The 25737-nt window shown below is 58.3% G+C and carries 24 protein-coding genes, 1 tRNA gene and 1 pseudogene; 15 read left to right on the top strand and 11 right to left on the bottom strand.

The features are described from left to right. Window positions 1-427: 427 nt before the first annotated feature. Window positions 428-1243, top strand: coding sequence for a hypothetical protein (locus B142_RS0110995; protein WP_026168094.1), 816 nt, complete (start codon window positions 428-430; stop codon window positions 1241-1243). Between the two features lie 34 nt (window positions 1244-1277). Here B142_RS0110995 and B142_RS0110990 read toward each other — a convergent pair whose 3' ends face one another. Beyond that, window positions 1278-2846 carry a DNA repair protein RadA gene (locus B142_RS0110990; RefSeq protein WP_018121603.1) on the bottom strand — a complete coding sequence of 523 codons (1569 nt, stop codon included), beginning with the start codon at window positions 2844-2846 and terminating at the stop codon, window positions 1278-1280. Between the two features lie 174 nt (window positions 2847-3020). Then, window positions 3021-3650 carry a hypothetical protein gene (locus B142_RS0110985; protein ID WP_187114687.1) on the bottom strand — a complete coding sequence of 210 codons (630 nt, stop codon included), beginning with the start codon at window positions 3648-3650 and terminating at the stop codon, window positions 3021-3023. Window positions 3651-3919: 269 nt separating this feature from the next. Here B142_RS0110985 and B142_RS0110980 point away from each other — a divergent pair, with 269 nt between their 5' ends. The 8 genes and pseudogenes from B142_RS0110980 (at window position 3920) to B142_RS14240 (ending at window position 11945) form a co-directional block, all read left to right on the top strand. Beyond that, window positions 3920-4504, top strand: coding sequence for a CarD family transcriptional regulator (locus tag B142_RS0110980; RefSeq protein ID WP_018121601.1), 585 nt, complete (start codon window positions 3920-3922; stop codon window positions 4502-4504). A gap of 34 nt (window positions 4505-4538) precedes the next feature. Further along, a pseudogene (locus B142_RS14110) lies at window positions 4539-5369 on the top strand (IspD/TarI family cytidylyltransferase); the annotation flags it as partial. 129 nt (window positions 5370-5498) lie between these two features. After that, window positions 5499-5975 carry a 2-C-methyl-D-erythritol 2,4-cyclodiphosphate synthase gene (gene ispF / locus B142_RS14105; protein WP_039734354.1) on the top strand — a complete coding sequence of 159 codons (477 nt, stop codon included), beginning with the start codon at window positions 5499-5501 and terminating at the stop codon, window positions 5973-5975. A 30-nt stretch (window positions 5976-6005) separates the two neighbouring features. Continuing rightward, a complete protein-coding gene (gene cysS / locus B142_RS0110970; protein WP_018121599.1) occupies window positions 6006-7508 on the top strand; it encodes a cysteine--tRNA ligase in 1503 nt (500 codons plus the stop codon). A gap of 101 nt (window positions 7509-7609) precedes the next feature. Beyond that, the gene (gene rlmB / locus B142_RS0110965) at window positions 7610-8551 is read left to right on the top strand and encodes a 23S rRNA (guanosine(2251)-2'-O)-methyltransferase RlmB (RefSeq protein ID WP_018121598.1); all 942 of its coding nucleotides are present in this window, start codon (window positions 7610-7612) and stop codon (window positions 8549-8551) included. A gap of 86 nt (window positions 8552-8637) precedes the next feature. After that, a complete protein-coding gene (locus tag B142_RS0110960) occupies window positions 8638-9810 on the top strand; it encodes an MFS transporter (protein ID WP_236658154.1) in 1173 nt (390 codons plus the stop codon). Window positions 9811-9900: 90 nt separating this feature from the next. Continuing rightward, a complete protein-coding gene (locus tag B142_RS0110955) occupies window positions 9901-11127 on the top strand; it encodes an RtcB family protein (RefSeq protein ID WP_018121596.1) in 1227 nt (408 codons plus the stop codon). Window positions 11128-11219: 92 nt separating this feature from the next. Further along, window positions 11220-11945, top strand: a complete 726-nt coding sequence (locus tag B142_RS14240; protein ID WP_018121595.1) for a DoxX family protein — start codon at window positions 11220-11222, stop codon at window positions 11943-11945. Window positions 11946-12144: 199 nt separating this feature from the next. On the opposite strand, the gene B142_RS12705 is transcribed toward B142_RS14240, so the two are convergent. The 3 genes from B142_RS12705 to B142_RS0110935 are packed head-to-tail and all read right to left on the bottom strand — an operon-like array spanning window position 12145 to window position 14810. Continuing rightward, window positions 12145-13119, bottom strand: a complete 975-nt coding sequence (locus B142_RS12705; protein ID WP_018121594.1) for a metal ABC transporter permease — start codon at window positions 13117-13119, stop codon at window positions 12145-12147. Continuing rightward, the gene (locus B142_RS0110940) at window positions 13119-13808 is read right to left on the bottom strand and encodes a metal ABC transporter ATP-binding protein (RefSeq protein WP_018121593.1); all 690 of its coding nucleotides are present in this window, start codon (window positions 13806-13808) and stop codon (window positions 13119-13121) included. Before B142_RS0110940 ends, B142_RS12705 begins: the two co-directional genes overlap by 1 nt. A gap of 6 nt (window positions 13809-13814) precedes the next feature. Further along, on the bottom strand, window positions 13815-14810 hold the full coding sequence (locus B142_RS0110935; protein WP_018121592.1) for a metal ABC transporter solute-binding protein, Zn/Mn family: 996 nt from the start codon (window positions 14808-14810) through the stop codon (window positions 13815-13817). A gap of 97 nt (window positions 14811-14907) precedes the next feature. Between B142_RS0110935 and B142_RS0110930 the strand changes: the two genes are divergently transcribed. From B142_RS0110930 to B142_RS0110910, 5 genes are all read left to right on the top strand, one after another. Then, entirely contained in the window at window positions 14908-16014 is a 1107-nt protein-coding gene (locus B142_RS0110930; RefSeq protein ID WP_018121591.1) for a LacI family DNA-binding transcriptional regulator, read from the top strand. Between the two features lie 84 nt (window positions 16015-16098). Continuing rightward, window positions 16099-16287, top strand: coding sequence for a hypothetical protein (locus B142_RS0110925; protein ID WP_018121590.1), 189 nt, complete (start codon window positions 16099-16101; stop codon window positions 16285-16287). Further along, window positions 16280-17074: a hypothetical protein gene (locus tag B142_RS13070; protein ID WP_018121589.1), complete on the top strand. Its 795-nt coding sequence runs from the start codon at window positions 16280-16282 to the stop codon at window positions 17072-17074. The genes B142_RS0110925 and B142_RS13070 overlap by 8 nt, the downstream gene beginning before the upstream one ends. A gap of 173 nt (window positions 17075-17247) precedes the next feature. Next, complete coding sequence (locus tag B142_RS0110915) at window positions 17248-18270, top strand: zinc-binding dehydrogenase (protein ID WP_018121588.1); 1023 nt, start codon at window positions 17248-17250, stop codon at window positions 18268-18270. Window positions 18271-18367: 97 nt separating this feature from the next. Further along, entirely contained in the window at window positions 18368-18658 is a 291-nt protein-coding gene (locus B142_RS0110910) for a hypothetical protein (RefSeq protein ID WP_018121587.1), read from the top strand. A gap of 35 nt (window positions 18659-18693) precedes the next feature. On the opposite strand, the gene otsB is transcribed toward B142_RS0110910, so the two are convergent. From otsB to thrE, 5 genes are all read right to left on the bottom strand, one after another. Then, window positions 18694-19500: a trehalose-phosphatase gene (gene otsB, locus B142_RS0110905; protein ID WP_081604996.1), complete on the bottom strand. Its 807-nt coding sequence runs from the start codon at window positions 19498-19500 to the stop codon at window positions 18694-18696. Between the two features lie 77 nt (window positions 19501-19577). Further along, on the bottom strand, window positions 19578-20072 hold the full coding sequence (locus B142_RS12695) for a hypothetical protein (protein WP_018121585.1): 495 nt from the start codon (window positions 20070-20072) through the stop codon (window positions 19578-19580). Next, window positions 20069-21541 (bottom strand): alpha,alpha-trehalose-phosphate synthase (UDP-forming), encoded by a 1473-nt coding sequence (locus B142_RS0110895; RefSeq protein WP_018121584.1) that lies wholly within the window; start codon window positions 21539-21541, stop codon window positions 20069-20071. The genes B142_RS12695 and B142_RS0110895 overlap by 4 nt, the downstream gene beginning before the upstream one ends. 68 nt (window positions 21542-21609) lie before the next feature. After that, window positions 21610-22032, bottom strand: coding sequence for a hypothetical protein (locus B142_RS0110890; RefSeq protein WP_018121583.1), 423 nt, complete (start codon window positions 22030-22032; stop codon window positions 21610-21612). A gap of 78 nt (window positions 22033-22110) precedes the next feature. Next, complete coding sequence (gene thrE / locus B142_RS12690; RefSeq protein WP_018121582.1) at window positions 22111-23691, bottom strand: threonine/serine exporter ThrE; 1581 nt, start codon at window positions 23689-23691, stop codon at window positions 22111-22113. A gap of 247 nt (window positions 23692-23938) precedes the next feature. Here thrE and B142_RS0110875 point away from each other — a divergent pair. Further along, window positions 23939-24011 (top strand) — tRNA-Thr (locus B142_RS0110875). A 90-nt stretch (window positions 24012-24101) separates the two neighbouring features. Here B142_RS0110875 and B142_RS13720 read toward each other — a convergent pair. After that, window positions 24102-25337 (bottom strand): IS30 family transposase, encoded by a 1236-nt coding sequence (locus B142_RS13720; RefSeq protein WP_420703252.1) that lies wholly within the window; start codon window positions 25335-25337, stop codon window positions 24102-24104. Between the last annotated feature and the right edge of the window lie 400 nt (window positions 25338-25737).

The raw sequence follows: 25737 nt of genomic DNA, 5'->3' as shown, positions 1-25737 counted from the left end.
CCGCTGCCGATCCAACTGAATCAGCGTCCACCCGGCGGTCAAATCAACATAAACCACGTTGTCGGCATGTGGCACCGACAACCCCCAGAGCTAAAACCCAACCTCTCTGGGCCACGGCCAAGCCGCCGGAAGAAGCCAAGTTAGCACCAGTACAAAAACTCCGTGGACTCCCCGTCCAAAAAGCGGGGAGACTCCGCGTCCACAAAGTCCCTAGACTCCGCGTCCACAAAGTCCCTAGACTCCGCGTCCAAAAAGTAGCTGGACTCCAAGTCCAAAAACCTCATGGACATAACACGCGTGTACTAGCAGTCGCTTGCCGACGTGTGGCTAGCTGCATGTCGCGGCAACCGCCGTTACCCGCCGGATGGCGTCGGACACGCGCGGTAGTTGCCCCAGCCCAGCGGTGTTTCGTTATAAATTAGGAATTGTGACTTCCCCTCAACATCCACAACGACGCCTCCCAGAAGAAATTTACCGACGCCGCCGCATGGCTGGCCTGGCGGTTCTTCTCTTGCTTGTGCTTTTGCTGGTCTGGATCCTCAGCGCCATTTTCGGTGGCAACGGTGAAGAGAATCCACAGTCGGCCGCGGATACTTCGGCTGCTAACCAGACCGCGACGGCCACTGCGGCGCGGGATGAAAAAGACGGTGATGCGGGCAAGGGCTCGGATAAGGATGCCGACGACGCAGCTAACGACAGTGCCGCGAAAGAAGCCGAGGACATTGACGCAGCAGATGGCGCCAAGGATTCGGATCGTCCACGCAAGGGTGACGAGAACAAAGAAAAATCTGCCGACGAGCGTCCGTCGCCATACCCAGAAGAGGGCGCGGAAGCCCAAGCTACCTCCGGCGCCTGCGAGCTACACAACCTGAGCGTGACTGCGCACAGTGATAAGGCGTATTACGCAGGTGGCGATCAGCCAACGTTCTACATGTCGATCGAAAACCCGACTGACCATGATTGCACGGTGAACTTGGATGAAAACCCGCTGCGCTTCGAGGTCTATGATCTGAACACGAACCACCGCATCTGGGCAGACACGGACTGCTACCCAGCGGTGATCACCGGCAACCAGGAATTCAAGGCTGGCCAGACCCGACACTTCGAGGCCGTCTGGTCGAAGACGAACTCCGCGCCGGGCGAGTGCAACCACCGCCCCGCTACCCCGGAAGGTAACTACTTCCTGCACGCCGTCGTTGGTGATAACGCTTCCGACGCTCTGACCTTCGCACTGCGGGCGTAATTAGCTATAGGCGTAATTTAGCTGCGGGGCATAATTAGCCACGCAGTTCGCGTACCACCGCGAGTGCCTGGCGCAGGGTGCCGACGCTGCGCAGTTCCAGGCCTTCGGCGGCGAGCTCTTTCGCGAGCGCGCGGTCTTCTTCGTTGTTGCGGCTGGGGGCAACGGCACAGCGATAGCCAATCCGCGCGGCTTCTTGCAGGCGTCGTTTGAGATTCGGCACCGTGCGCATTTCGCCGGCCAGACCAATTTCTCCGATGAATACGGTCTTGGCCGGTAGTGGTGTTTCATGCAGCGACGACCACGTCGCCAAGGCCACCGCCAGGTCGGTGGCGGTTTCGGTGATGCGTACCCCGCCGACCGTCGCCACGTAGGCGTCTTTTTCATTTGTCCGTTCACCGGCGCGCGCCTGCAGCACGGCGAGTACCAGCGGGATGCGGTTTTGATCCAAGCCGGTGACCACACGGCGCGGGTTCTTGGCGACGGGATCGACCGTCAAAGACTGTACCTCGGCCACGATGGGGCGTACGCCATCCATGGCGACGGTGACTGCGGAACCGTTGGGTGTTGCGCCGTGGTGGGACAGGAACAGTCCGGACGGGTCGGCGACTTCCCGGATGCCGTCGGCGGTTTGTTCAAAACAGCCGACCTCGTCGGTAGCGCCAAAACGGTTTTTAATTCCGCGTAGCATCCGCAAGCTGGATTGCCGTTCGCCTTCAAAGTTCAGCACCACATCGACCAGGTGCTCCAGCACGCGCGGCCCGGCGACGTTGCCGTCTTTGGTGACGTGGCCGACCAGCAGAATCGGAATACCGGTGGTTTTCGCCAACGTGGTCAGTGCTGCCGTGACCGCGCGGGATTGCGCCACGCCGCCAGCCACCCCCTCCACGCCGGTGGCCTGCATGGTTTGCACGGAATCGACGATGATCAGCGATGGCCGTAGTGCTTCGACTTGCTGGAACACGACATCCAGGTCTGATTCTGCGGCGAGATACAGCGTGGGGGACAACCCGCCGGTACGTTTCGCCCGGGAATAGACCTGTGCTGCGGATTCTTCCGCCGTGACGTAGAGGGCCGTGCGGGTAGTGGGCTGGCCGTCTGCAGCGGCATCATCATTCGACGTGTCCAGATTCGATGTTTCCAGGTCCGACGTTTCCGGTACTTGGCTCCAGCGCGCGGCTACCTCTAATAGCAAGGTGGACTTGCCGACGCCTGGCTCACCGGCCATCAACACCACGGAACCAGCCACGATGCCGTCGCCCAACACTCGGTCGAGTTCCCTGATGCCGGTGTGCATGCTTTTCGCGGACTGCGCGGAAATCTGGGTGATCGGCACCGCGGCACTACTTGGCGCCAGACCACTGCGGCGGCCACTGCCGGAACCGCGGCCGCGCGAACCAAGCCCACCCGAGCCAGCGCCAGCGCTTCCGCGCGCCCCGGAAGCTTTAGCACCGGAACCTAAGCCAGCGGCCATGCTGGCTGTAAAGATCGGGGCTGCTTCTTCCAGCGTGCCCCAAGAACCGCATTCCGGGCAGCGGCCCAACCATTTCGGGGAGGAGTAGCCGCATTCGGAACACGTGTGGATCGCCCGCTGTTTTTTCGCCATGGAATCATCCTAAGACAGGCATGTCACAGGCACCTTATTCCGCGCATCGAATTTCGAAAATAAATACGAAAAACACCCCGGTGTTAATACCGAATTGGTATTCCGGGGTGCTAATTAAGGATTGTTAATCCAGGGGTGCTTCAGGCTGGCACGCCCACTGTGGTGCTGAGTGATTTAGTGGTGCTCGCCGTGTCCGTGCTCGCCTGCTCCGTGGTCGTGGCCATGATCGCCGCTGATGGAACCTTCACCACGCGGTGCGTAGCCTTCTTCCCAGTCGCGGTCGTGCTCGCCGGTGGTCAACGGGGCGGCGGCTACTGCCGCATCCACGGTGATGGTGGTGGAATCAAATACGAATTCCACGGGACGGTGGCCGCCCGGTGCGAAGTCGTCGTTGTCCAGGGTGGTTTCGACGTACTGAATGCAAGCATCGTCTGCTTGCGGGGTGTCCTTCAATGCCAGCGCGCTGTCACCGAAGACGGTGCAGCCGGAACCAATTGGTTCCAGGGTTTCCACCGACACTTCGTTGCCGTCCACCGAGATGGATTGCAGGGTGTGCTCTTTCATTGAAGGATCTTGGTTGGTGGCGGTGAACTTCAGTGCAGCGGCGTCGTCTTCCACAATGATGGTGACGTCGCGGACCGAAAGTTCGCCGTTTTCGCTGTCCGCACTCTGTCCATCGACGGTGGCGACCTGTGAAGAGGTCTGGGTAATGTGGCCTGCCGAGCAGGCAGCCAGGGTCAGGCTGGCCAGGGCAGCAGCGGAAATGGTGCCGCCGCGACGAACAAACGATTTCAGGGACGTCACTGTGGGGTCCTCCAACAACTCATCGAGCACAAAGATTTTCAGCTTTTACCTTAGCTGTTTACCCCCGCCGGTACACAGTTTCCGGTTTTCTGTCAGCACAGGGGCGGGGTATTCGGGGGCAAACTTTTTATGGGTAGTGTCCTCCAGAAGTCTTGGGATGTCTTGGGTTGCTTGCCGACGCCCACGTGTGCGCGATCCCGCCCGTCGGCAAGTATTCACTGCGTGGTAAAATGACGGCCTGAAGTCTGCCTGTTAAGCGAGGAGTGGGAATGGAAATCAAGGTCGGCGAGGTTGTTGTCTACCCGCACCACGGCGCGGCGAAGGTCGAAGCCATTGAAACGCGCGAGATGGGCGGGGAGACGCTCGAGTACGTTGTGCTTTCCATCAACCAATCTGACCTGGTGGTTCGCGTTCCGTCTAAGAACGTGGAGCGCGTCGGCGTGCGCGATGTCGTCGGCAAGGAAGGCCTGGAGAAAGTCTTTTCCGTGCTGCGTGAGACGGATGTGGAAGAGGCCGGTAACTGGTCCCGTCGCTACAAGGCGAATCAGGAGCGCCTGGCGTCCGGCGATATCAACCAGGTTGCTGAGGTTGTGCGTGATTTGTGGCGCCGCGACCAGGACCGTGGCCTTTCCGCAGGTGAAAAGCGTATGTTGGTGAAAGCGCGCCAGATTCTGGTGGGTGAGCTCGCGTTGGCTGGCCCCGTGGATGAGGCCAAAGCCGATAAGATGCTCGCCGAAGTTGATGCCACTATTGAGCGCCACCGTGCCGCTGGTTTGACAGGTCCTTCCGGCCCAGAGGTTGACACCAAGGTTGATGTGGACCTGGATGATCTCAGCTTCGACGACGAAGACTAGTTGCTGAAGACTAGCAGCTGAAGACTGGTAACTCATGAGTAGTTCGAGCCCACGCCCTGCCCCAGTGGTCGCGATTATTGCCGCTGCCGGGCAGGGCACTCGTTTGCGTGCGGACAAACCGAAGGCGTTTGTTGAGCTCGCGGGAATGTCCCTGCTGGAGCGCAGCATCAAAGCCATGCATGCAGCCGAGCTTGTCGACGAGATCATCGTCGTTGCTGCGCCGGATATGTTGGATGCGGCAGCCGAGGTGATTTCCCGATGCGAGGCCGCTGACTCCACCCGTGTAGCTGCCAACGGAGCCGTCGGAGACACCGGAGCCAGCGGAGCCAGCGGAACCAACGAGGGCCGCACGATCCGGCTGGTTCCTGGCCGTGGGGAGCGCGTTGATTCCGTGATGGCTGGGTTGGAAGCGATTTCTGTGGAGCCGGGAGTCGATCCCATCGTGCTGGTTCATGATGCCGCGCGGGCGCTGACCCCTGTGAGCATGATCGACCGGGTGGCGCGTGCAGTGGCAGATGGCGCTTCGGGTGTGGTTCCGGTTCTGCCGGTGGTAGACACCATCAAAACTGTGACGGAAACCGCTGGTCGCGATGAAGGGCGCAGTCAGGTGCAGATCACCAAGACTGTGGACCGCAGCAATGTGCGTGCCGCACAGACGCCACAGGGCTTTCGCTACAGCGCGCTGTTTTCTGCCAACGAGATGTATTATGCCAGCGTGCAGGCGGATGCTGAAACCGGCACCCGCAGTTTTGTGCCCACTGATGATGCCTCGTTGCTTGAGTGGCAGGGCGTGCCCGTCGTGTGCGTCGACGGCGATGAACTGGCGTTCAAAATCACCACGCGCAAGGATTTGCTGCTGGCCCAGGCGTTTCTTGCCGACGGCGTCGCTGATGGTGCTGACGGTACTGAAAGGACCGAAAGCGCAGAAAGAGTGAAGACCTCGTCCCAGTCCCAGGCCATCCCAGCGCAAGGTAATTCCGCGCAGCCACTGGCCATGCCCAGCCCGCGCGTCGGCATCGCGAGCGATGCGCACCAAATTGAGGCCGGTAAACCCTGCTGGATCGCAGGGCTGCTTTTCGACGGCGTCGACGGCTGCGAAGGCCATTCGGATGGTGACGTTGTCTCGCACGCCATGGTGGACGCGCTGCTGTCTGCCTCTGGTTTGGGTGATCTCGGCTCGTTCGTCGGCGTCGGCAGGCCAGAATATGACAATGTCTCCGGTGCGCAGCTGCTGCGCGAGGTGCGTGAACTTCTCGACGACAACGACTTCCGCATCGGCAACGTCGCGGTGCAACTGATCGGGCAAACCCCGAAGTTCAGCCCGCGTAGGGAAGAAGCCCAAGAAGTCTTAAGTGAGCTGCTGGGTGCCCCGGTGTCGGTCTCGGCAACCACCACGGATCACCTGGGGTTTACCGGCCGCGAGGAAGGCCGGGCGGCAATCGCCAACGCGGTGGTATGGCGCGCGAACTAGTGCGTGCAGGAGTGCGTAAACTAGTAGCTTGTGAGCTTACGGATTTTTGATACCGCGACGCGCCAGACCCACGAATTTCAACCCCTGCGCGAAGGTGAGGTGTCGATTTACCTGTGTGGGGCCACCCCGCAGGCGAAACCGCACATCGGCCATCTGCGTTCCGGGGTTGCTTTTGATATTGTGCGCCGTTGGTTTCTGGCCAAAGGCTACGATGTCGCATTCGTGCGCAATGTGACGGATATTGACGATAAGATCCTCACCAAAGCCGACGCGCATTCCCGCCCGTGGTGGGAGTGGGTTTCTACGCACGAGCGCGAATTCACGCGCGCCTACCACGCACTGGGCGTCATGCCTCCAAGCGTGGAGCCACGCGCAACCGGGCATGTTACCCAGATGGTGGAGTATATGCAGCGGTTGATGGACCGCGGTTTTGCTTACGACGTGGACGGCTCGGTGTATTTTGACGTCATGGCCTGGCAGCAGGCAGAAGGCTCGGATTACGGCCACCTTTCGGGCAACCGCCCGGACGAGATGGAGCAAGGCGAGACCGATAACGCGGGCAAGAAAAACCCACTGGATTTTGCGTTGTGGAAAGCCGCGAAACCCGGTGAGCCTTCGTGGCCTACGCCGTGGGGCCATGGCCGCCCGGGTTGGCACTTGGAGTGCTCGGCGATGGCGACGTACTACTTGGGCGCGGAGTTTGACGTGCATTGCGGCGGGCTGGATTTGCAGTTCCCGCACCATGAGAACGAAATTGCGCAGTCGCACGCGGCCGGCGATGGTTTCGCGCAGTACTGGATGCATAACCACTGGGTGACCATGGCTGGCGAGAAGATGTCTAAGTCGTTGGGCAACGTGTTGGATATCGACGCTTTGTTGGAAAAAGTCCGCCCGGTGGAGTTGCGCTACTACCTGGGTAGCGCGCATTACCGCAGTGTGTTGGAGTATTCCGAGGCCGCGGTGCATGAGGCCGCAGCTGGTTTCCGCCGCATTGAGGATTTTGTTAGCCGTGCGTCGAAGCTGGCGGGTGCGCCCGTCGACAAGTATGTGGTGGAACAGGGCAGGCTTGCCGACGCCGGTGCTGCCGCGCTTGCCGACGGAGTGGCTAACGATGATGTCGCCAAGGAAATTTCTGCATACTGGGAGAAGTTTGCTGTCGCGTTGGATGATGATTTCGCGGTGCCGCGTGCGTTGGCCGTTATTCACACTACGGTGAAGGCAGGCAATAACGCGCTGGCTGGCAAGGATGCTGGCAAGGCCAAAGCTGTGGCGTTGGCGTCGTTGGTGCGTGCGATGGCTGCCATTGTTGGTATTGATCCGTTGGATCCGCAGTGGGCAGGAAGTGTGCAGGGCACCGGTGACTCCGATGTACAACAAGCACTTGCTAGTTTGGTAGAACACGAACTTGAGCTGCGGGCTGCGGCGCGGAAGGAAAAAGATTTCGCTACTGCCGACGGCGTGCGGGATCGTTTGGTTGCGGCTGGTATTGAGGTTATTGATACCCCGAATGGTGCGGAATGGAAGCTGCGTTAGGCAGATATCCGTAGTGATATCGCTTGCCGCAGTGTCGGCGAAGTAGAGTTAATTCGAAATACTCGAAAATGAAATTTTTACAGCAAGGATAGTGAATTTTTATGGCACGTACCCACGGTAGGGGCGGAGCGGGAATCCGCAAGACCAATAAGAAGGGAGCCACGAAGGGCTCCGGTGCCGTGCGTCGCCGCGGCTTGAAAGGCAAAGGGCCGACGCCGAAGGCGGAAGATCGGGTTTATCACCAGAAGCACAAGGCGAAACAGCGCCGTGAGCGTTCTAATTCTGGCAGGCATGACGCGACGACGGAGCTGGTCGTCGGCAGGAACCCGGTGGTGGAATGCCTGAACGCGAAAGTTCCGGCGAGCATGTTGTTTGTGGTGGCTGGTACGGGTTCGGATGAGCGGCTGACACAGGCTGTGCAGATGGCGAATAGCCGTGGTATCCCGATTACTGAGCTTCCGCGTCATGAGATGGACGTGAAAACCGGCAACGGCATGCACCAGGGCATTGGTTTGCAGATTCCGCCGTTTAAATACGCGGAAGTAGAGGATTTGCTCGCTGATGTGCAGCAACGCAATGAGACTGGCATGTTTGTCATTCTGGATAACATCACGGACCCGCGAAATTTGGGTGCGGTGATTCGTTCGGCGGCAGCTTTTGGTGGCCACGGTGTGATTATTCCGGAGCGTCGTTCGGCTTCGGTCACGGCTGTTGCTTGGCGTACTTCTGCTGGTACGGCCGCGCAGTTGCCGGTGGCGCGGGCGACGAACCTGACGCGTACGGTGAAAGAATTTCAGAAGAACGGTTACCAGGTCGTTGGGCTGGAAGCTGGCGGTGAGCACACGCTGGATACCTATGACGGCGGCACGGATCCTGTGGTTATTGTTGTTGGCTCGGAAGGTAAGGGTATTTCGCGTTTGGTACGCGAAAACTGTGATGTGTTGATGTCGATTCCGACCGTCGGGTGGGTGGAATCGCTGAACGCGTCGGTGGCAGCTGGTGCGGTCTTGAGTGAGTTCGCGCGCCAGCGCCGCGTCGGCTAGTTCGTTTGTTTTGGCATTGGATAAAGTCATCCTCAATGCATCTCTTGAGAGGTAGTGGCGGCGAAGGACTTCGTGCAATTTATCCTTTGGCCGCCATCTATTTTTTGCTGTCCCTGTGCGGGGCAATGACCAGCTTGTCAATTTCACTCCACTTCGCCGCTCTTAACGAGGGTGAACTCTTAGTAGCAAGCATTTTTGTCTCTGGAGCCTGCGCCCAGGTTTTTGTAGTCCCGCTACTGAGCCCACTCTTCAACAAATTCAGCAGCTATTACATAGCACTTTCTGCTCTCTTCTTGGATCTACTGGGCCTATTAGCAATGGCTGCTTACCCGGAGCCGTTGAATCTCATCCTTGGAAATCTCGTCACCGCATGTTTAACCGGACTGTCAATTCCATCCATTTTCACCATCGTTGACTCTCAGGTCAGCGAAGGACAGCAAGCGAAAGCCTTCTCTTTTTTGGATACAGCACGTCTTGGGGGCGGATTCATTGGGCCGCCGCTAGGAGGATTACTTCTTGACCAAAAGAACTTGCAGGCAGCGCTTTTGGTAGAAGCGTGCGCTGTAGTGATCTCGCTAGTTGTCTTTCTGGTCGTCTACAAACTAGTGCTCTACAAAACTGCGGCGCAAGACAAATCGGCACAGGAACAAAATAAACAAACTTCGTCGAGCTTTTTCCACAAGGTCCTCGAAGCTCCTTCTCTCTTATTAAAAAATAGAAATTCTCGGTTTGCGATAACCAGCATTTGGGGTGCAATCATCTGCACGTCAATTTTCAACATTGCTCTTGTCTTTTATGCGACGACAACGCTGCAAGTAACCGGTACGGTATATGCAATTATTGCCCAGGCTTTTATCGTGGGCCGTATCTTTGGGGCACGGTTTTCCGCTTGTCTTGGTTCACACAACGCCAAGAAAGCTCTGACCGGAGCAGGTGTCGCTATGGGCTGTTTCATAGCTTTACCCGGGCTAATTCCCTCATTGTGGCTCTGCATACCATGCTTCTTCCTTGGCGGAGTTTGCAATGCCGTCCAGGTGGCCGCTCTGCGAATTATCGTTGTTGGAACCGTACCTGGTGAGGTTAAGCCCAAAGCCCTTTCTACGATGGGGTCCATAAACAGCTCCGCAATGCTCATTGGATACATTGTCGGAGCGCCCGTTGTCAGTGCTCTCGGCCCAGCTGCGGCACTTGTCGTATCCGGAATTGGGACCTCCGTGTTCACAATAGGGCCAGTCCTGAAGCACCGTCTGCAAAAATAACGGTATATGTAAGTATCGAAGAACGGTATCGTGGGGTGCAATCGCATTCATGTTCGAGTGGTGTGCTACCCGGCTGCTACGCTCTTGAGCATGACACATAAGCCAATAGAACTTGCCCCACGGGTTTTATCGTGGGCCAGCATTATTGATCAGAACACCGCAGACCAAGCCGCTGGATTAGGGCAGCTGGATTTTGTTTCTCCGCATATCGCGTTGATGCCCGACGCGCACAGCGGCAAGGGCACAGCCATCGGCACGGTTATCCCCACTAAGGGGGCGGTGATTCCGGCTGCTGTCGGGGTGGATATTGGGTGTGGAATGGCCGCGGTGCGCACCATTTTTACTGCCGACGACATCGTGCAGATTTCCTTGGAGCAGCTGCGGGACGAGATCGAGCGTTCCATTCCGCTTTCACCGGGGAACTACAATAAGAAGATTCACCGCGAGCACACCAAGGCGCGCATTCAGGAGCTTGAGGAATTAGCCGAGCGTGACGACGTCGACCTGTCGCATTCTCCGAAGTGGCGCGAGCAGCTGGGAAGTTTGGGCGGCGGCAATCACTTCATCGAGTTGTGCCTGGATGGCGACGAAAATGTCTGGTGTTTCCTGCACTCAGGTTCGCGCGGGGTGGGTAACAAGATCGCGCAAAAGCACATTAAGATTGCGACGCGAGAAATCACGGAAGCGGGCGTCGAACTTGCAGAAGCGGATCACGCCTACCTGCGTGAGGGGACTGAGTCTTTTGATACTTACCTACGGGAACTCGCCTGGGCACAACGGTTTGCACGGCTGAACCGCGATGAGATGATGGATCGCTTCGTTGATCAGCTGGCCCGCATGATGCGCCAGGCCCGCGACGACGGGCGTATTTCTGTGGAGGTGCCTGCAGATAGTGCGGATACCGAGGTGGAACGGGTGAACTGCCACCATAACTACACCGAAAAGGTGACCATCAATGATGAGTCCGTGTGGCTTACCCGTAAGGGCGCGATTGATGCCAGCGTCGGCAAGTTTGGCTTGATTCCCGGTTCGATGGGCGCGCGATCCTATGTGGTGCGCGGTCGCGGTAACGCTGTGGGCTTGAATTCAGCGCCGCACGGGGCGGGACGGGTGATGTCGCGTCGGCAAGCAAAGAAGCAGTACACCGCGGAAGATTTGGCGAGCCGCATGGGCGATATCGTGTACCGGCCAGGTGCGCAGTGGGTAGATGAAATTCCGGATGCGTATAAGCCGATTGACCAGGTGATGGCTGATGCTGAGGATCTCGTAGAGGTGGTTACGGAACTGCGGCAGGTGCTCAACGTTAAGGGCACGTAGCGATCCCGGCGCATCGTCTGCGGGAGCACTCTCCAGGCGGATAGGGGACGGCGAATAGGTGACATGGCCACTAACGGGTTAAACTGGTGGCTATGATTGTCATTAGAGATATTTTCCTGCTCATCGCCCGCATCATTCTGGGCGTCGTGCTCATCGCGCACGGCTGGCAGAAGTTTAACGAGTGGACCATCGACGGCACCGCAAGCTCCTTCCAGGAAATGGGTGTGCCTTCCCCAGAGATTTCCGCACAGATTGCTACCTGGTTCGAAATCGGTGGTGGCGCAGCCCTCATCCTCGGCCTGCTGGTGCGCCTGGTTGGCCCAGTACTGTTTGTGCAGATGGCCGGTGCTGCATGGTTTGCGCACCGCGATTCCGGCATCTTTGTTTCCGACGGTGGCTGGGAGCTGGTTGGCATAATCGGTGCCGCCGGTCTGGCACTGTCTGCTGCCGGTGCTGGTCGGGTCTCGCTGGATCACTTGTTTACCGCGCCATTCCGTAAGCGCAAGGCTGAAAAAGAAACCGCTGCTAACCAACAGGCTGTCGGTGCTGGCGCTGGTGTTGCCGGTTCTGGCGTTGCTGGCTCCGGTATTGCCGGCGCTGAGCAGAACTTTGGCGGCGAGCAGAACCTAGGTGGCGAGAACTTCTCCGGCCAGAACTATGGTCAGAGCTACGGCCAGGAATACTCTGACGACCAAGACTTTTCTACCCCGAACTTCGATAGCGGAGCTGGCAACAACTCCACCGCTGATGGCGTAGATGCCAACGCAGAAACCACCCAGTGGAGCACCGATAACCAGTGGGACAACGGGAAGAAGTAAAAATTTGCCGTGACCGGTAACTAACCGGAAACTTACCGGAAATGACAACCGGGGCTTGCAGCCATTACCAGCACCAGCTGGCGGGCTGCAAGCCCCGGTTTTGTGCCTAGGCCCCGTCTAGGCCAGGCGTCTAGCTCAGCGCCCTAATGCGGCCGCCTAATTCAGCCGCCTAGCTAAGCCGCGAGCCTCAGCCTCTAGCTCAGCCACGGTCATCTTTTCCATCGCTACGAGCATCCTGCGCGATGTGGTGGTGCGGATTCACAGTGGCATCAGTGACATCAGCGGCATAAGTGGCATCGCTCCTTGTATCCAATGCTTTCACGCGGCGTGCATAAGCGATCTCATCGCGGGAGGTCTTGCGGCTGCGCACATTCCCGATAATCCGGCAGACCAGATAAATCACGAACGAAATCGTGGTCACAAACACCGAGACCGGCAGCCCAGGAGCTAAGGAGGCAATCAATCCGCCGACGGCAGCGAGCTCGGCGAAAATCACGGAAAGCACCACGGATTTCACCGGCGAGGAAGTCACCTGTACTGCGGCTGCACCTGGGGTAATCAGCAGAGCCATTACCAGCAGCGCACCGACGATCTGCACGGATTGCGCGGCGGTCAAACCCACCATCACCGCAAACAACACGGCCAGCCCACGCACGGGAACACCGGCGGCTTGTGCCATCAACGGATCCACCGAGGCAAACAGCAGAGGGCGCCACAGCACAATGATCAAGGCTGTAATCACCACGGTCGTCGCCGCTAACATCCAGGTGGACGCGCTGGAAACCCCAACGATTTGCCCGGTCAGCAGCGACATCGCCGTCGTCGTATTGCCAGGGTACAGGTGGATAAACAGCACGGATAGGCCCAAGCCGAAGCTCATGACCACACCAATCGCGGAATCCTGGTTACCGCGCAGCCCGAGTACCGCCAGGATCACCGCGGCCGTTATCGAACCGATGATCGCGCCGAAGCCGATATTGATGCCGAAAAGCAGCGCGGCCGCGGCACCCATGAGTGCTAGCTCGGAGGTTGCGTGCACGGAAAAAGACATGTGCCGCAGCACGATTAAACTGGTGATCACGCCGGATAGAATCCCGAGCAAGGCAGAGGCAATCAGTGCCTGTTGCACAAAGCCGACTGAGAGCAAATAGGCGGTATCGTCCCAATAGCTCATTAGATCACCACCATCTTGCCGTTGACCGTTGCTACTTCCACATGCGTGCCGTATAGCTCGCTGAGCACCTGGGTTTGCATGACCTCGTCGATCGTTCCCAGCATGTGTCCGCGCGGTGCCAGGTACAGCACACGGTCGACAACATCCAGGATGGGGTTGATGCCGTGGGTGACAAACAAAACTGCGGCGCGATGTTCAGCCAACCGGGCGACGGTATCGTGCTCGCGAGCCATGTCCAGCGAGAGCAGTGGCTCGTCGGCAAGCACCACATCCGGGTCGGTGCCAAAGGCTTGGGCTTGGCGGATCAGTTGCTGTTGCCCGCCCGAAAGCGTGCCGACGGAACGCTCCGCGATGCCTTCTGCGCCGACGTAAGCCAGCGCCTCGTCGACGGCGTGTTTCGCTGGCCGACGCCCGGACACTACCCCGTGGGCCAGGGACAGCGAGACGAGGTCGCGCGCCCGAACCGGGAGGTGTTTATCAAACATGTGCTGCTGCGGGATGTATCCGACCCGCCCGTTGACGCGCACAGACCCGGTACTCAGCGTGCGGGTGCCCAGGATGGTGTTCAGCAGCGTCGATTTGCCGGAACCATTCGGGCCCAAGATGGCGATGAATTCGCCGGGCTGGACGTCGAGATCCAGCCCGTTCCACAGTGGGGCGACGCCGGCGTTGGAAAACTGAATCGGCATCGCAGTTTACGCGTTTGCCTTTGCGGCGGCTTCTTCCAGGTCATCGACGACAGAGTGGAAGTATTCCAGGAAGTTCTCGCCATCCAGCGGGGTTTCCCCGACCGGAACCATCGGGATGTTTTTGGCCTCGGCGGCTTCGCGGATGCGCTTGGTTAGGTCCGTTTCGGTCTGTGGGTTGTAGATCAGGACATCGAGCTCGTCGTTGTCGATGAGTTCCAGGAATGAGGCCAGGTCGGCTGCGGCGGCGTCGCTGTGGTTCAGCGTGGCGTGCCGGTAGGACTCTGGTGTGATCTCATCCATTTGTGTGTGGGTGAGGATGTAGTCGGCGATCGGATGGGTTTGCGCGACGGTGACAGCAGGCAGGGCCTTGATTTGCTCGGCGATGGCATCGAGTTCGGCGTTGAGCTCGTCGATTTTCACGGGCGCATCCGGGTGGGTTTCCTTGATGCGGTCGGCAACCCCATTGGCCACGGTGGAGAGTGCCTTGGTGTCGAACCACACGTGCTCGTTGTTGGCGACGTCGAAGGTGTCGTTATCGCCGTAGTACTGCGCGTGCGCTTCGGTGCCTTCGGGTTTTTCGCTGCCGGAGTTGTGCTCGTGTGGGGTTAGCGGCAGGGCGTGGATGACGATGTCTTCGTCGAGCGGCTCGTAGAGCCAGGCGTCGTAGCCGCCGCCACCTGCGACGACGACGTCGGCGTCGTTGGCGCGTGCCAGGTCAGCCGCCGTGGGTTCGAAGTGGTGCGGGTCGACGTTGGTGTCGGTGATGATGGTGCGGACATTCGCAACGGATTCGTCGTCGATGACGGCTTTGGTGAGATCACCCCAGACGCTGGTTGACGCCACGATCTCGATGGTGCCTTCGCCGCTTGCTGCGGCGTCGCCGTTGCTTGCCGACGAGGCAGCGTCCCCGGAGCCCCCGGTTTCTCCTGATGAGCAGGCCGCCAGGAACATCATGGCGGCGGTAGCGGTGGCGGTAAAGACTCCTCGACGTTTCGTGATCATACCTAACACTATGGTCATGCTGAAAACAGTTGTCAATTGAAAATCTAGTGAAAACATGCTGCTCGTCAGGCTGTGTAAGCCGGGTAGGATATTCCGCATGGCACCGCGATCACGGGCTGGGCTCAGCAAAGGAACTTTGGCATCGATTGCCGCCGACCTTGGCGTATCCCGAACGACGGTTTCTAATGCCTATAACCGTCCCGATCAGCTTTCTACTGCTACCCGTGAGCGCATCATGGCGGCGGCCAAAGCCCGTGGCTACCCGGGGCCGGACCCGACGGCGCGTTCGCTGCGCACCAAACATGCTGGTTCCTGGGGTGTGGTGTTGACCGAGCATCTGTCTTATGCCTTCGAGGACATGGCCTCGGTGGATTTTTTGGCCGGGATTGCCGAGTCGACGCATGGCACCGATTTTTCGTTGACGTTGATTCCCGCGGGCCCGGATACGCTTGCCGACGCCACCGCTCACGCAGCCACCACTGCTGTGAACCAGGCCGGGGTGGATGGTTTCATTATCTATTCGGTGGCTGCGAATGATCCATATTTGCGGGCTGCCTGCGCGCGTGGGTTGCCGGTGGTGGTGTGTGATCAGCCGACGGATTCTGGCGCGCCTTTTGTGGGCATTGACGATGATGCCGCGATTCGTCCGGCTGCCCGTGCCGTGCTGGAGGCCGGTCACCGGCGCATCGGGGTGTTATCGATCCGGCTATTCCAGCAGCGTGTTGATGGGGCAGTGGCGGCTGCGGATCTTCCTGGTGCTGATATGCATGTACAGCGCGGGCGCGTTTCTGGTGTGTTGGATGAGTGTCGGCGCGCCGGGCTGGATCCGGCGCAGATCCCGGTGATTACCCGCCACATTAATGATGCCGCGAATGCTCGGAGTGCTGCCCGCGAGATATTGGATACGCACCCGGAGCTGACCGCGATTATCTGCACCACTGATTCCATGGCGTTGGCGGTATTGGATGAGGCCCGCGAGCGTGGGATCTCGGTTCCGGAGCAGCTTTCGGTGACCGGTTTCGACGGTATCGCGGAAGCTCGGCATGCTGGTTTGACGACGATCATCCAGCCGAACAAGGCCAAAGGAGCTGCTGCCGGGCGTGTGCTGCGCGGGCTGATTGACGAGCCGGATAGTACGCCTGCGCGCAGGATTTTGGGGACTTCGCTATCTCCCGGCTCCACGGTAACCCCACCACATAATTAGAACATGCGTGCTATGGAAATTGTGCAGAATCTGTAGTTATGTGAGCGGTAGAAGGCAGAATATCGATGTGATGGAAAGGAGGAAATGATGGTTGCACCACTCGTTTGGTATGAACCTGAGGAAGCTTTGGAAAAACTCAAGCTGCTTGAAGAAAGCGTTGAAGGTGGTATCGAAAGATTTGAAGAAAGGGCGTACGCGTACGACCTGTCACCAAAAGAAGCTGCCGTTTGGCAGGATATTCGTGAGCTAAGGTGGCTGGTTGGTCGTGACTGACAAATACCTAGATTCACATAATGATTCACACAATTTGTTGCATGCTGCGCATGAGTTCGCCGAAGAGCTGACGCAAGCGATGCAGTTTTTTGAAGAAAATCCACCAAAAATTCTCCTTAGTGCAACCCGCCTGAAAGGCAGGCAAGTGGTTGCAATGCGGTTTGCGAAGAATGAAGGCTCACTTGGTGTGCTTAATCTGCGTTCTAAGGAATGGCCAGTTCTTGGATTGATCATCGAATTTCATTGCGGCTGGGATTCTCGCCAAAGGCACCTTGCAGTGGAAAAATCTTCTCTTACTGTGACTCCCCATGGCCGAGAAAATGCGGATCCGTTGTTCCGCGTGGAATACGTCAAGGAGCAGGATTCTCACCGCCCGAGTTCACATATTCATGTCCATGCCCATCGTGATGAATTCACGCATCTCATGGGTTTTGCTTCCAAATTTGATGTTGAGCGGACAAAGAAAGTGCGTGATTATTTTCGGCGGGGCACGCGGCTGTCAGAATTGCATTTCCCTACTGGTGGGCACCGCTTTCGGCCATGTTTAGAGGATGTGTTGGAAATGCTGCGCGTGGAGTTCAAGCTTGATGTTGACAACAGTAAATGGCAGCAACACCTGCGTACAGCGCGTGAAAACTGGCGCAGAACGCAGCTGGCCGCAGCGGTAAGGGATTGCCCGGATGAGGCGCTCCGTGTGCTTGTCGACGAATATGGGATGCCGGAACCAACCGGTTGGACGTTGCCGGAATTCGACGCGGCTCGGCAGAAAAAGTTTGCTCGCAGCTAAGCGGCTGCGCGTGGCAAATTGCATAAAGTTGCCGTGTCAACTGCATGTTCGCCTCGCGTGATCTCTTATTGAAAATTGCACCCAGCCCCAGTTCCCTCTGCTTCTTAGAATCGGGAACCTGCACAAAGCAGGAACCCCATTTTGTCCAATTATGACAAGGAGAGTGCACAAACATGCGCGCTGTGACCATCCACGCTGCCGGTGATATCCGTGTTGACAATGTCGCTGATGCTCAGTTGGAAAAACCTACGGATGCCGTCATCAAAGTTGCGGCAGCGTGCGTATGCGGTTCGGATCTGTGGCCGTACCGCAGTGACGAAGAGGTGGACCCAGGTGCTCGCATGGGCCACGAATACGTCGGCCAAGTCACCGAAATCGGTGCGGATGTCCAGGATATTCAGGTCGGGGACTGGGTTGTCGGTTCCTTTGTTGCTAGCTGCGGTAAATGCGAAATCTGCCAGGCTGGTTACCCTTCTGGCTGCGTAAACCGCGAATTTATGGGCGGCGTTGGCACCCAGGCTGAGTATGCCCGCATTCCGCTTGCCGACGGCACCCTGGTGAAATTGCCTGCCGAACCAAATGACGATCAGTTGCGCCACGTGCTGGCGGCCTCGGATGTGTTGGGTACCGGCTGGTTTGGCGCGGATGTTGCTGGTGCTGGTGAAGGCAAGATTATTGGCGTAGTCGGTGACGGTGCCGTCGGCCTGTCCGCGGTTTTGGCTGCCAAGCAGATGGGCGCGGAGCGTATCGTGGTCTCTTCCCGGCATGAAACCCGTCAGGAGCTGGCGAAGAAATTTGGTGCCACGGACATCATTCCGGAGCGTGGTGAAGAATTCGTCGAGAAGGTCAAAGAGCTGACCGACGGTGTGGGCTTGCACGGTTGCGTCGAGGCCGTTGGTACGGATGGTTCGATGAAACAAGCTATCGGTGCTACCCGTCGCGGCGGCAATGTGGGCTTCGTTGGTGTCAGCCACGGGGTGGAACTCGATGGCCAGGAGTTGTTCTTCTCGCAAGTTTCGCTGGAAGGCGGCCCGGCTCCAGTGCGGAAATACCTGCCGGAATTGGTCGAATTGATCTATGCGGGCAAGATCACACCGGGCGATGTTTTCGATAAAACTCTGTCGCTGGACGACGCTGCCGCAGGTTATGCGGCTATGGACCGTCGTGAAGCCATCAAAGTCATGTTCAAACCATAAACGGTGTCATTTTCATTAAGAATCTCTTGTTGAAAATCTATCGGTGATGATGTTTAATGAAAATGTACTGAAAACGAGGCGGAAAGGATGTCAGACAATGACTCACGCAATCCACGAAGAGCACACTCACCAGCACGGCCCAAACTGCGGCCACGTTGCCGTTCCACACGATGATCACGTTGACTACGTGCACGACGGCCACCTGCACCGCGAGCACGACGGCCACTGGGACGAGTGCGAAAACGAGCAGCACCAGCCGCACGAGACTCACGAGCATGAGCACGGCCCAAACTGCGGCCACGTCGCTGTTCCACACGATGATCACGTTGACTACATCCACGACGGCCACCGCCACGCATTCCACGATGGCCACTGGGACGAGCACTAATTTCCCAGGCGAAATCCTAGGCCTTCGCTAAAGCCTTAAGCGAGATACCTGCCACGCCGGGCCGCCAGGTCCTGCAACACTTGCGCCACCTCGTCAATATCTGTGACCCGGTGGCCCGCGCAGGTATCGCCCGCCCCGACCTTGATGCCCACATCATCGGGGCCGAGCACGGCGAAGGCATGCTCATCTGTGGCATCGTCGCCGATGAACACCACGGCATCTGCCTGCACGCGCTGTTTTTCGCGTTGCAGCCAGGTGCCTTTCGTGATTTCTAGGGCAGAAAATTCCACCAAATTTTTTCCGGGGGTTACGGGAAACCCGCGCGCATCGACTTCATGGGCGCGCGCCAAGATTTCCTGTGCGGCGTCAGGATCCTCAGCGGCCAGGGGAGCGACGTGAAACACCCGCTGGAATGGCTTGTTTTCCACATAGGTGCCGGGGTGCTGCGCCGCAATGGCTTCGAGCTCGGCGCCGATTTTCAATAAAAAGTCACGCTGCGCCTCGGTTAATTCCACCGTGGCGCCGTCGCGGTCTTCGGCACCGTGCGAGCCAACCATCATCACCGGCGCCGGCAGCGGACATACTCGCTGCAAACCGGCCACGTGCCGGCCCGATAACACCCCGACGGTGGTGCCAGGCATTTCTGCTAACTCCCGCAGCGCGGCCACGGAATCCGGGTGGGCGCGTACCGCATAGGGGTCTGGATCAAAACCCGCCAGCGTGCCATCAAAATCGGACACAACCAGCAGGCGTGCGCTTTCCACGGCAGCAAGAAATGCCGGGTGACTGGCCAAAGCGTGCCTGCTCAGAGCGGGATCGGCTGAGGAATTTGGGGTATTCATGCCCAAAATATTAGCCGCAGCGGTCAGCGGTAGTGCAGAACTGGCTAGTGCAGAACTTGCTAGTGCAAAACTTGCTGCTAGAGCGAGAACATCCGCAACGCTGGTGAATCGATCGGCTGGCCGTCGTCAAGCTGCAGCACGAGCTCGCCGCGCGCGTCGAATTGCAGAGCAAACCGGTTGCCAGAGGCCAACAGATCCGAAATATGGCTGTGCACCCAGGCTTTGGTGCCGGTGCATTCGGTGTCGGACTCGTCGATAATGACCTCATTGAGCAGCACGAAACTGGCAGCACCGGCGGGTGCGGAGTTGCCGGATTCATCGCTGAAACTCACCTGTGCCTGCAACGGGGCGCACCCGGTGTAGCCTGCCATGCTGTTTTGGCTGAACCCCAGCCGTGGCACGCCTGCTAAATCCGCGGGCACTTCGGTGGGATCTTCCGGGGCGGAATAAATGTGGGTGATCTGCCAGGTGGAATCCAGCAACGTGCCGGTGGATTCATCGGCGCACGCGGCCAGGCCAGTGGTGGCAGCCGCGAGAGACACCAATGCTGTTGCTTGCCGACGCCCGATCATGCGAATTCATCCAAACTCGTGAGAAATGTCTGCGCCCAGCGGGCCACGTCGTATTCCAGCACGTGTTCATGCATGTGCTGCATGCGCTCGCGCATCCGTTCTGGGTGTTCCCGCAACCCGGTTGCTGCGGTCACCATCGCGGTTTTGATTGATTCCATATCAAAAGGGTTGCACAGCACTGCCTGCTGTAATTCCTGGGCTGCACCCGCGAACTCAGAGAGCACAAGCGCGCCGGAACCGTCGTCGTGGCAGGCGACGTATTCCTTGGCCACCAGGTTCATGCCATCTTTGAAGGGCGTGACCACCATGACATCCGCTAGTTGGTAGTACAGCTGCAGCGTGTGCTTGGGCACGCTGGTGTGCTGGTAATGCACCACGGGGTGGCCCAGCGTGGAAAACCGCCCGTTGATGCGGCCGACGGTTTCTTCTACCACCGAGCGCGTCCTGCGGTAGTGGTCGATCCGTTCCCGCGACGGGGTTGCTAATTGCACGAAGGACACGTCGCTGGGGGCAAAGGCACCGGCTTCCAATAACTCTTCGAAGGCTTGCAGCCGTTCGACGATGCCCTTGGTGTAGTCCAGCCGGTCCACACCTAAAAACACCACCTGCGGGTTGCCAAGGTCCGCCCGCAGTCGCGCGATTTCGTGCTTATCACCCGCGCTGCGCTTGGCTTGGGAGCCAGAATCCAGCGAGATGGGGAAGGCCGCAACGCCGACTTCGCGGGAATCGGGGGTGGTGATGCGTGCGGTGATTTCGCGCAGGCTGGCACTACCTCCGGTCACCGTATGGCCTGCGGCGCCATAACCGGCGTCGACAAGCTGGACAAAATGGTTGGCGTCAGAAACCAATTGGAAGCCCACCACGTCCGCACCCAAAAGCCCGCGGATGATCTCGTGGCGCCAGGGCAGTTGCCGGAAAATATCCGGGTGTGGGAAGGGGATGTGGGCGAAAAACCCGATACGCACATCGGGGCGCAGTTGCCGCAAGATCCCGGGAACCAGTTGCAGCTGGTAGTCCTGCACCCACACGGTGGCACCTGGGGCGGCGACTACCGCGGCGTGCTCCGCGAATCGTGTGTTGACATCCCGGTATGCCGCCCACCATTCGCGGTGGTAGGTCGGCGGAACGATCAGGTCGTGGTACAGCGGCCACAGGGTGGCGTTGGAAAAGCCTTCATAAAAGGCTGTGAAGTCGTATTCAGACAGCGTCACGGGGTAGAGCAGAGCCCCTGCGTCGTTGTGGAATGGTTCCGGGGCGGCATCGGCGACACCCGGCCAGCCGATCCAGCAGCCTTGCCGGGCTTCCAAAATGGGCGAGAGCGCAGAAACCAGCCCGCCGGGCGAGGCTTTCCATTCTGTGCTGCCGTCGTTGGCGGTGACGAGATCAACCGGCAGGCGGTTGGCGACCACCACGAAATCATGCTCACCGGCCCCGCCTCCGGTGCCACCGACACTTTGACCGGCATTCACCGTGCTACCTCACTCACCGTTTACCTCGACCGCTATCTGGAAACCACAGTTGGTTTATTCAGCTAGGCTTATTCGGCTGATTTCTTGGCCGTGGATTTCTTGGTGGCCTTCTTGCTGGTCTTTTTCGCAGACTTCTTCGCAGTCTTCTTTGTCGACTTCTTGGATGCTTTCTTCGCCGTCTTCTTGGTCGATTTTTTGCTGGACTTCTTGGTGGCTTTCTTCGAGGCCTTCTTGGACGTCTTTTTGGTGGTCTTTTTCGCAGTGCCGGATCCGTCGTCAGCATCGCCAGCGGGCTGTGGGTTTTGCTCGGCGGCCACCCTGGAGTGCACCAGGCCGTCTGGTTCTACGCCCAGCATGGACATGAGGGTCACGCCATCCATGAAGTCTTCGGCGTAGGTGGCAACGATGCGTCGTGCAGCAGACGCGGTTTGTTCCTCGACTGCCTCTTCTTGCTCTACGTCGGGATGCTTGTCAGTGACCTTTGGTGGCATGGAGTGCTTCCTCCTGGAGCGGTGTCTTTTCGGGTGTGCGGTGCGTATTGCCTACAACTGCGCCATTCTACGCTATGTTTAGTCGCTTTTGCGCCGTGAGGTCTGGGTTTGTGTGGGCTCTTGCGTGTGGTTTTCGGGGGCGCTTGCCGACGCCTGCCCGTGCTTGTGGTTGTTGCTGGTACGCGGGATGCGGCGGGCTGCGGAACTACCTTTGGCGGCTGCCCGGGCGGCTTGGCGGTAGGAGAACCGGCCTGCGCGTTGCAAGGCTGTGTAGGCGCGGTAGGAGCGTGGGCGGCGCAGGTTGCGGGCGACTTTTTCGCCGAAGACCACGCCTGCGGCTAGGGAAGCAGAAATGGCGATGGCGCCGCCGGCGTTGGAAAAGCCGACGATGGCTTGTTCGTTGATCATCGCGTACATGCCGCGGTAGAGCATCAGGCCCGGCAACATGGGGGTATAACCACACACGGCGACGATTAGCGGTGGGATTTCATAGCGACGAGCTAACAGACCACCGGCCAGGCCGATGATGCCTGCGGTCACGCCCGAGGCCAGCACGACGCCTGCACCGAGTGGCACCATGATGCCGTAGTAAAAGATCATGCCAGCACCGGCGGTGGCACCGGCGACTGCCACCGCGGAGCGGCGCGCCTGGCAGGCGAAGGCGAAACCGGCTGAGGCCAGTGCACCGAGGACGATGCGCAGCGGAATCTCGTGCGCATTCGGCGGGCTGGTGTGCTCCAGCGGAGGCAGTTGCCAGCCAACCACAATCGCAAATTGAATACCCATGGCCACGCCGCCGACGATGGCGCCGGTCATCAGTATGGCTTCGAATAAGCGAGCTGCCGAAGAAACCGGGGCGCCGGTGATGCCATCGACAAAGCACTGCACCAGCGTCAAGCCCGCCACCAGCACGATGATGCCGGAGGCAATCAGGTATGACGGGGAGAATGTCCAGCCGATATTCCCGGCGAAGGTATAAAACCCGGCTGCTGGCACGGTGGCGATGAATCCGCCGACCATGTTTTGGTAGAACGCCGGCAGGCGGAATTTCGATAACCAGGAGTTCGTCGCCATGATCGCGAACGAAATAATGAATGCCAGGATTCCCACTCCGGCGTCGCCGCCGAGCATGACGGATACGCCGCCGCCCAGCATGCCCCAGCCGACGTTGACCATGTGTGGTGAGTGCGGCGGGACCTCGGCCATGATGTCGTCGAGGATTTGTTCGGCGCGCTCTGGTGGTGTGGCACCGTTCTGGATGGAGCGAATCAGCCGGTCTACCGCGGTGAGTTTGGAGAAATCGACCGTCAAGTCAGGTGCGACGCGGAAGACGTTGATGGGGATGCGCTCGTTGATGGTGCCGATATTGGCGTGGATGGTGATGGTCTTTGTGGTGATATCTACGTGTGCCTGGTACAGGCCGTAGGCGCTTAACACGGAATGGATCTGTGCGCGCACGTCGGAATTAGAGTTGCCGGAGGAGATCAGGATTTCGCCGATGCGGGCGGCGATTTCCATGACTCCGGTCAGATGCGCCGGGTTGGTGAGGTCTACCGGCGCCAGTGGTGATGGTGGTGGTGCGGCCTTGGCGGCGTCGACCGTGGAAATATTGGCACCGGTGCCCCGCAGGTTCGTTTTCAGGTTGTTCAACCAAGACACAGTGGCTCTACCTCATATCGCGCGTTTGCTGGGGATGATCAGTCGTGACTGTGCAGATTTTACATGTTCTGGCTGGATGCTTTTTGGGTGGTGTTTGCAGTGGTTTCTGTCGAATTTTCGGGTGGCAATTCCAGCGGAGTTTTTCTCTTGCCGACGCCTGGGCTAAAGTAGTTTCTTGTGCCCCGCGCGCAACGTGCTAGTTGTCATTTCGACGCCTAGATGTTGCTTTTACTAGCGGATGCACGGTGCTGGAGTGGCGCAATTGGTAGCGCAACGCACTTGTAATGCGTCGGTTGCGAGTTCGAGTCTCGTCTCCAGCTCATTCTCCCCAGCCGGAACATCTGCGTTCCTGCTGGGGATTTTGGTTTTGTGCCTAGACTGGCGAATTCTAGGGGTCGTGGAAACACGTCCTACGTTTCGGTTGACTCTAGCAGGGTTGCCATTCGTTCGGCCGGGGTGTCAAAACTTAGCGTCTTGCGTGGCCTGCGGTTTAACTGCATCGCTACAAATTCAAGGTCCTCAGCAGTGTAGAGACTCAAATCTGTTCCTTTTGGGAAATACTGCCGTAATAGCCCATTGGTGTTTTCATTAGTCCCTCGCTGCCAAGGCGAACCAGGCTCACAGAAATACACCGGGCAATCCGTAGCGATGCTAAAAGCTTTATGGCATGCCATTTCACTGCCTTGATCCCAGGTCAATGAACCTTTGAGGTGTTCAGGCAAAGTTCCTATCGCTTTGGCTAACGCTTCATTAACATCCAACGCACTATGACCGTTGGGTAGGTGTAACAACATAACGTAACGGGTGCTGCGCTCGACTAGAGTACCGATCGCTGATTTATTTGATTTCCCTAAGATGAGATCGCCTTCCCAATGACCTGGCACAGCTCGGTCTTCTACTTCTGCCGGGCGCTGAGAAATCATCACCATCGGATCGACAAAGCGTGTACGCCCAACACGTTGACCTCGTGGCTTGCGCTGCGTTTGGCCGCGGCGCAAGGCTGCGGCTACTTCTTTGTTGAGTTCACCTTTAGCCTGGAAAAACAACGACTGATAAATAGTTTCAGGACACACATACATAGTGTCATCATCGGGATAGTCTCTACGCAACCGCCCGGAAATCTGCTCAGGAGAATTCTTTTCTTTCAGCATCTCCCACACACGGCTGCCTAATTCTGGGTTGGCCTCAACCTTGCGCTTTTTCGGGCGAAACCTAGACAACACAGACTTACGCTGCGCATAGGTAGGTAGATACACACCGAATTCGTCTCGATTGCGTTTGAGTTCCTTGCTAATCGTGCCAGGTGAGCGGCCTAGTCGCCGGGCTATCTCGCGGACACCATAATTCTGGCGAAGCAAATCAAAAATAAGCTCGCGTTCTTCTACACACAAGTAACGCAATGAAATACGCTGGTCGATCCTTTCTTGAGGAATAACCTGAACCGGCACAGCTACCCGACCGTCGACATGAGAAATAACCTGCATAAGCCTGTTATACAGTGCAACGTCGGGACCATCGGGAACAAACGGGACACGCGCGCCACGCAGCTTTATCACACCCTTATCAATATCCAAAGCATCACGCGGATTGATACCACACGCCAGGGCTGCATCTTTGCGTCCTAAAGCATTCGCGCGTAGTTGCAGGTATTCACACCGACGAGATGTAGCTGCTGCTCTACGCCCGTGTGAGTTTCGCTGCCATAAGCCCAGCTCGATACCAATGCGATAGACCACGCTTGGCCCGACAGATAGTATTCGCACGATTTCCATCGGGGCCAGGCCATCCAGCCACAACCGAGTGATTTCTTCTTCTGTACCTGGGCTTACCGGCTTTTTACTCCTCATCGGCAGTTGAAGCTGATGTGCAAGCCGGTAAGCCACAGACAACGGCATGTCAACCACACCAGCAGCAGCACGAACCGAATCACCGGCCCGAACAAGAGCACAAAAGCGAGTAGTAACAGCAGAATCCGGATCCCACTTCGCTCCCACACAATCACCTAACCCATGTCAGGTGTTTCCACGACCCCTAGAATCCAAGGAC

It is taken from the genome of Corynebacterium propinquum DSM 44285 (assembly GCF_000375525.1).
In the GTDB taxonomy this organism is placed as follows: Bacteria; Actinomycetota; Actinomycetes; order Mycobacteriales; family Mycobacteriaceae; genus Corynebacterium; species Corynebacterium propinquum.
Note: the sequence above shows the minus strand (reverse complement) of the source record. Positions and strands in the feature narration are given on the sequence as shown.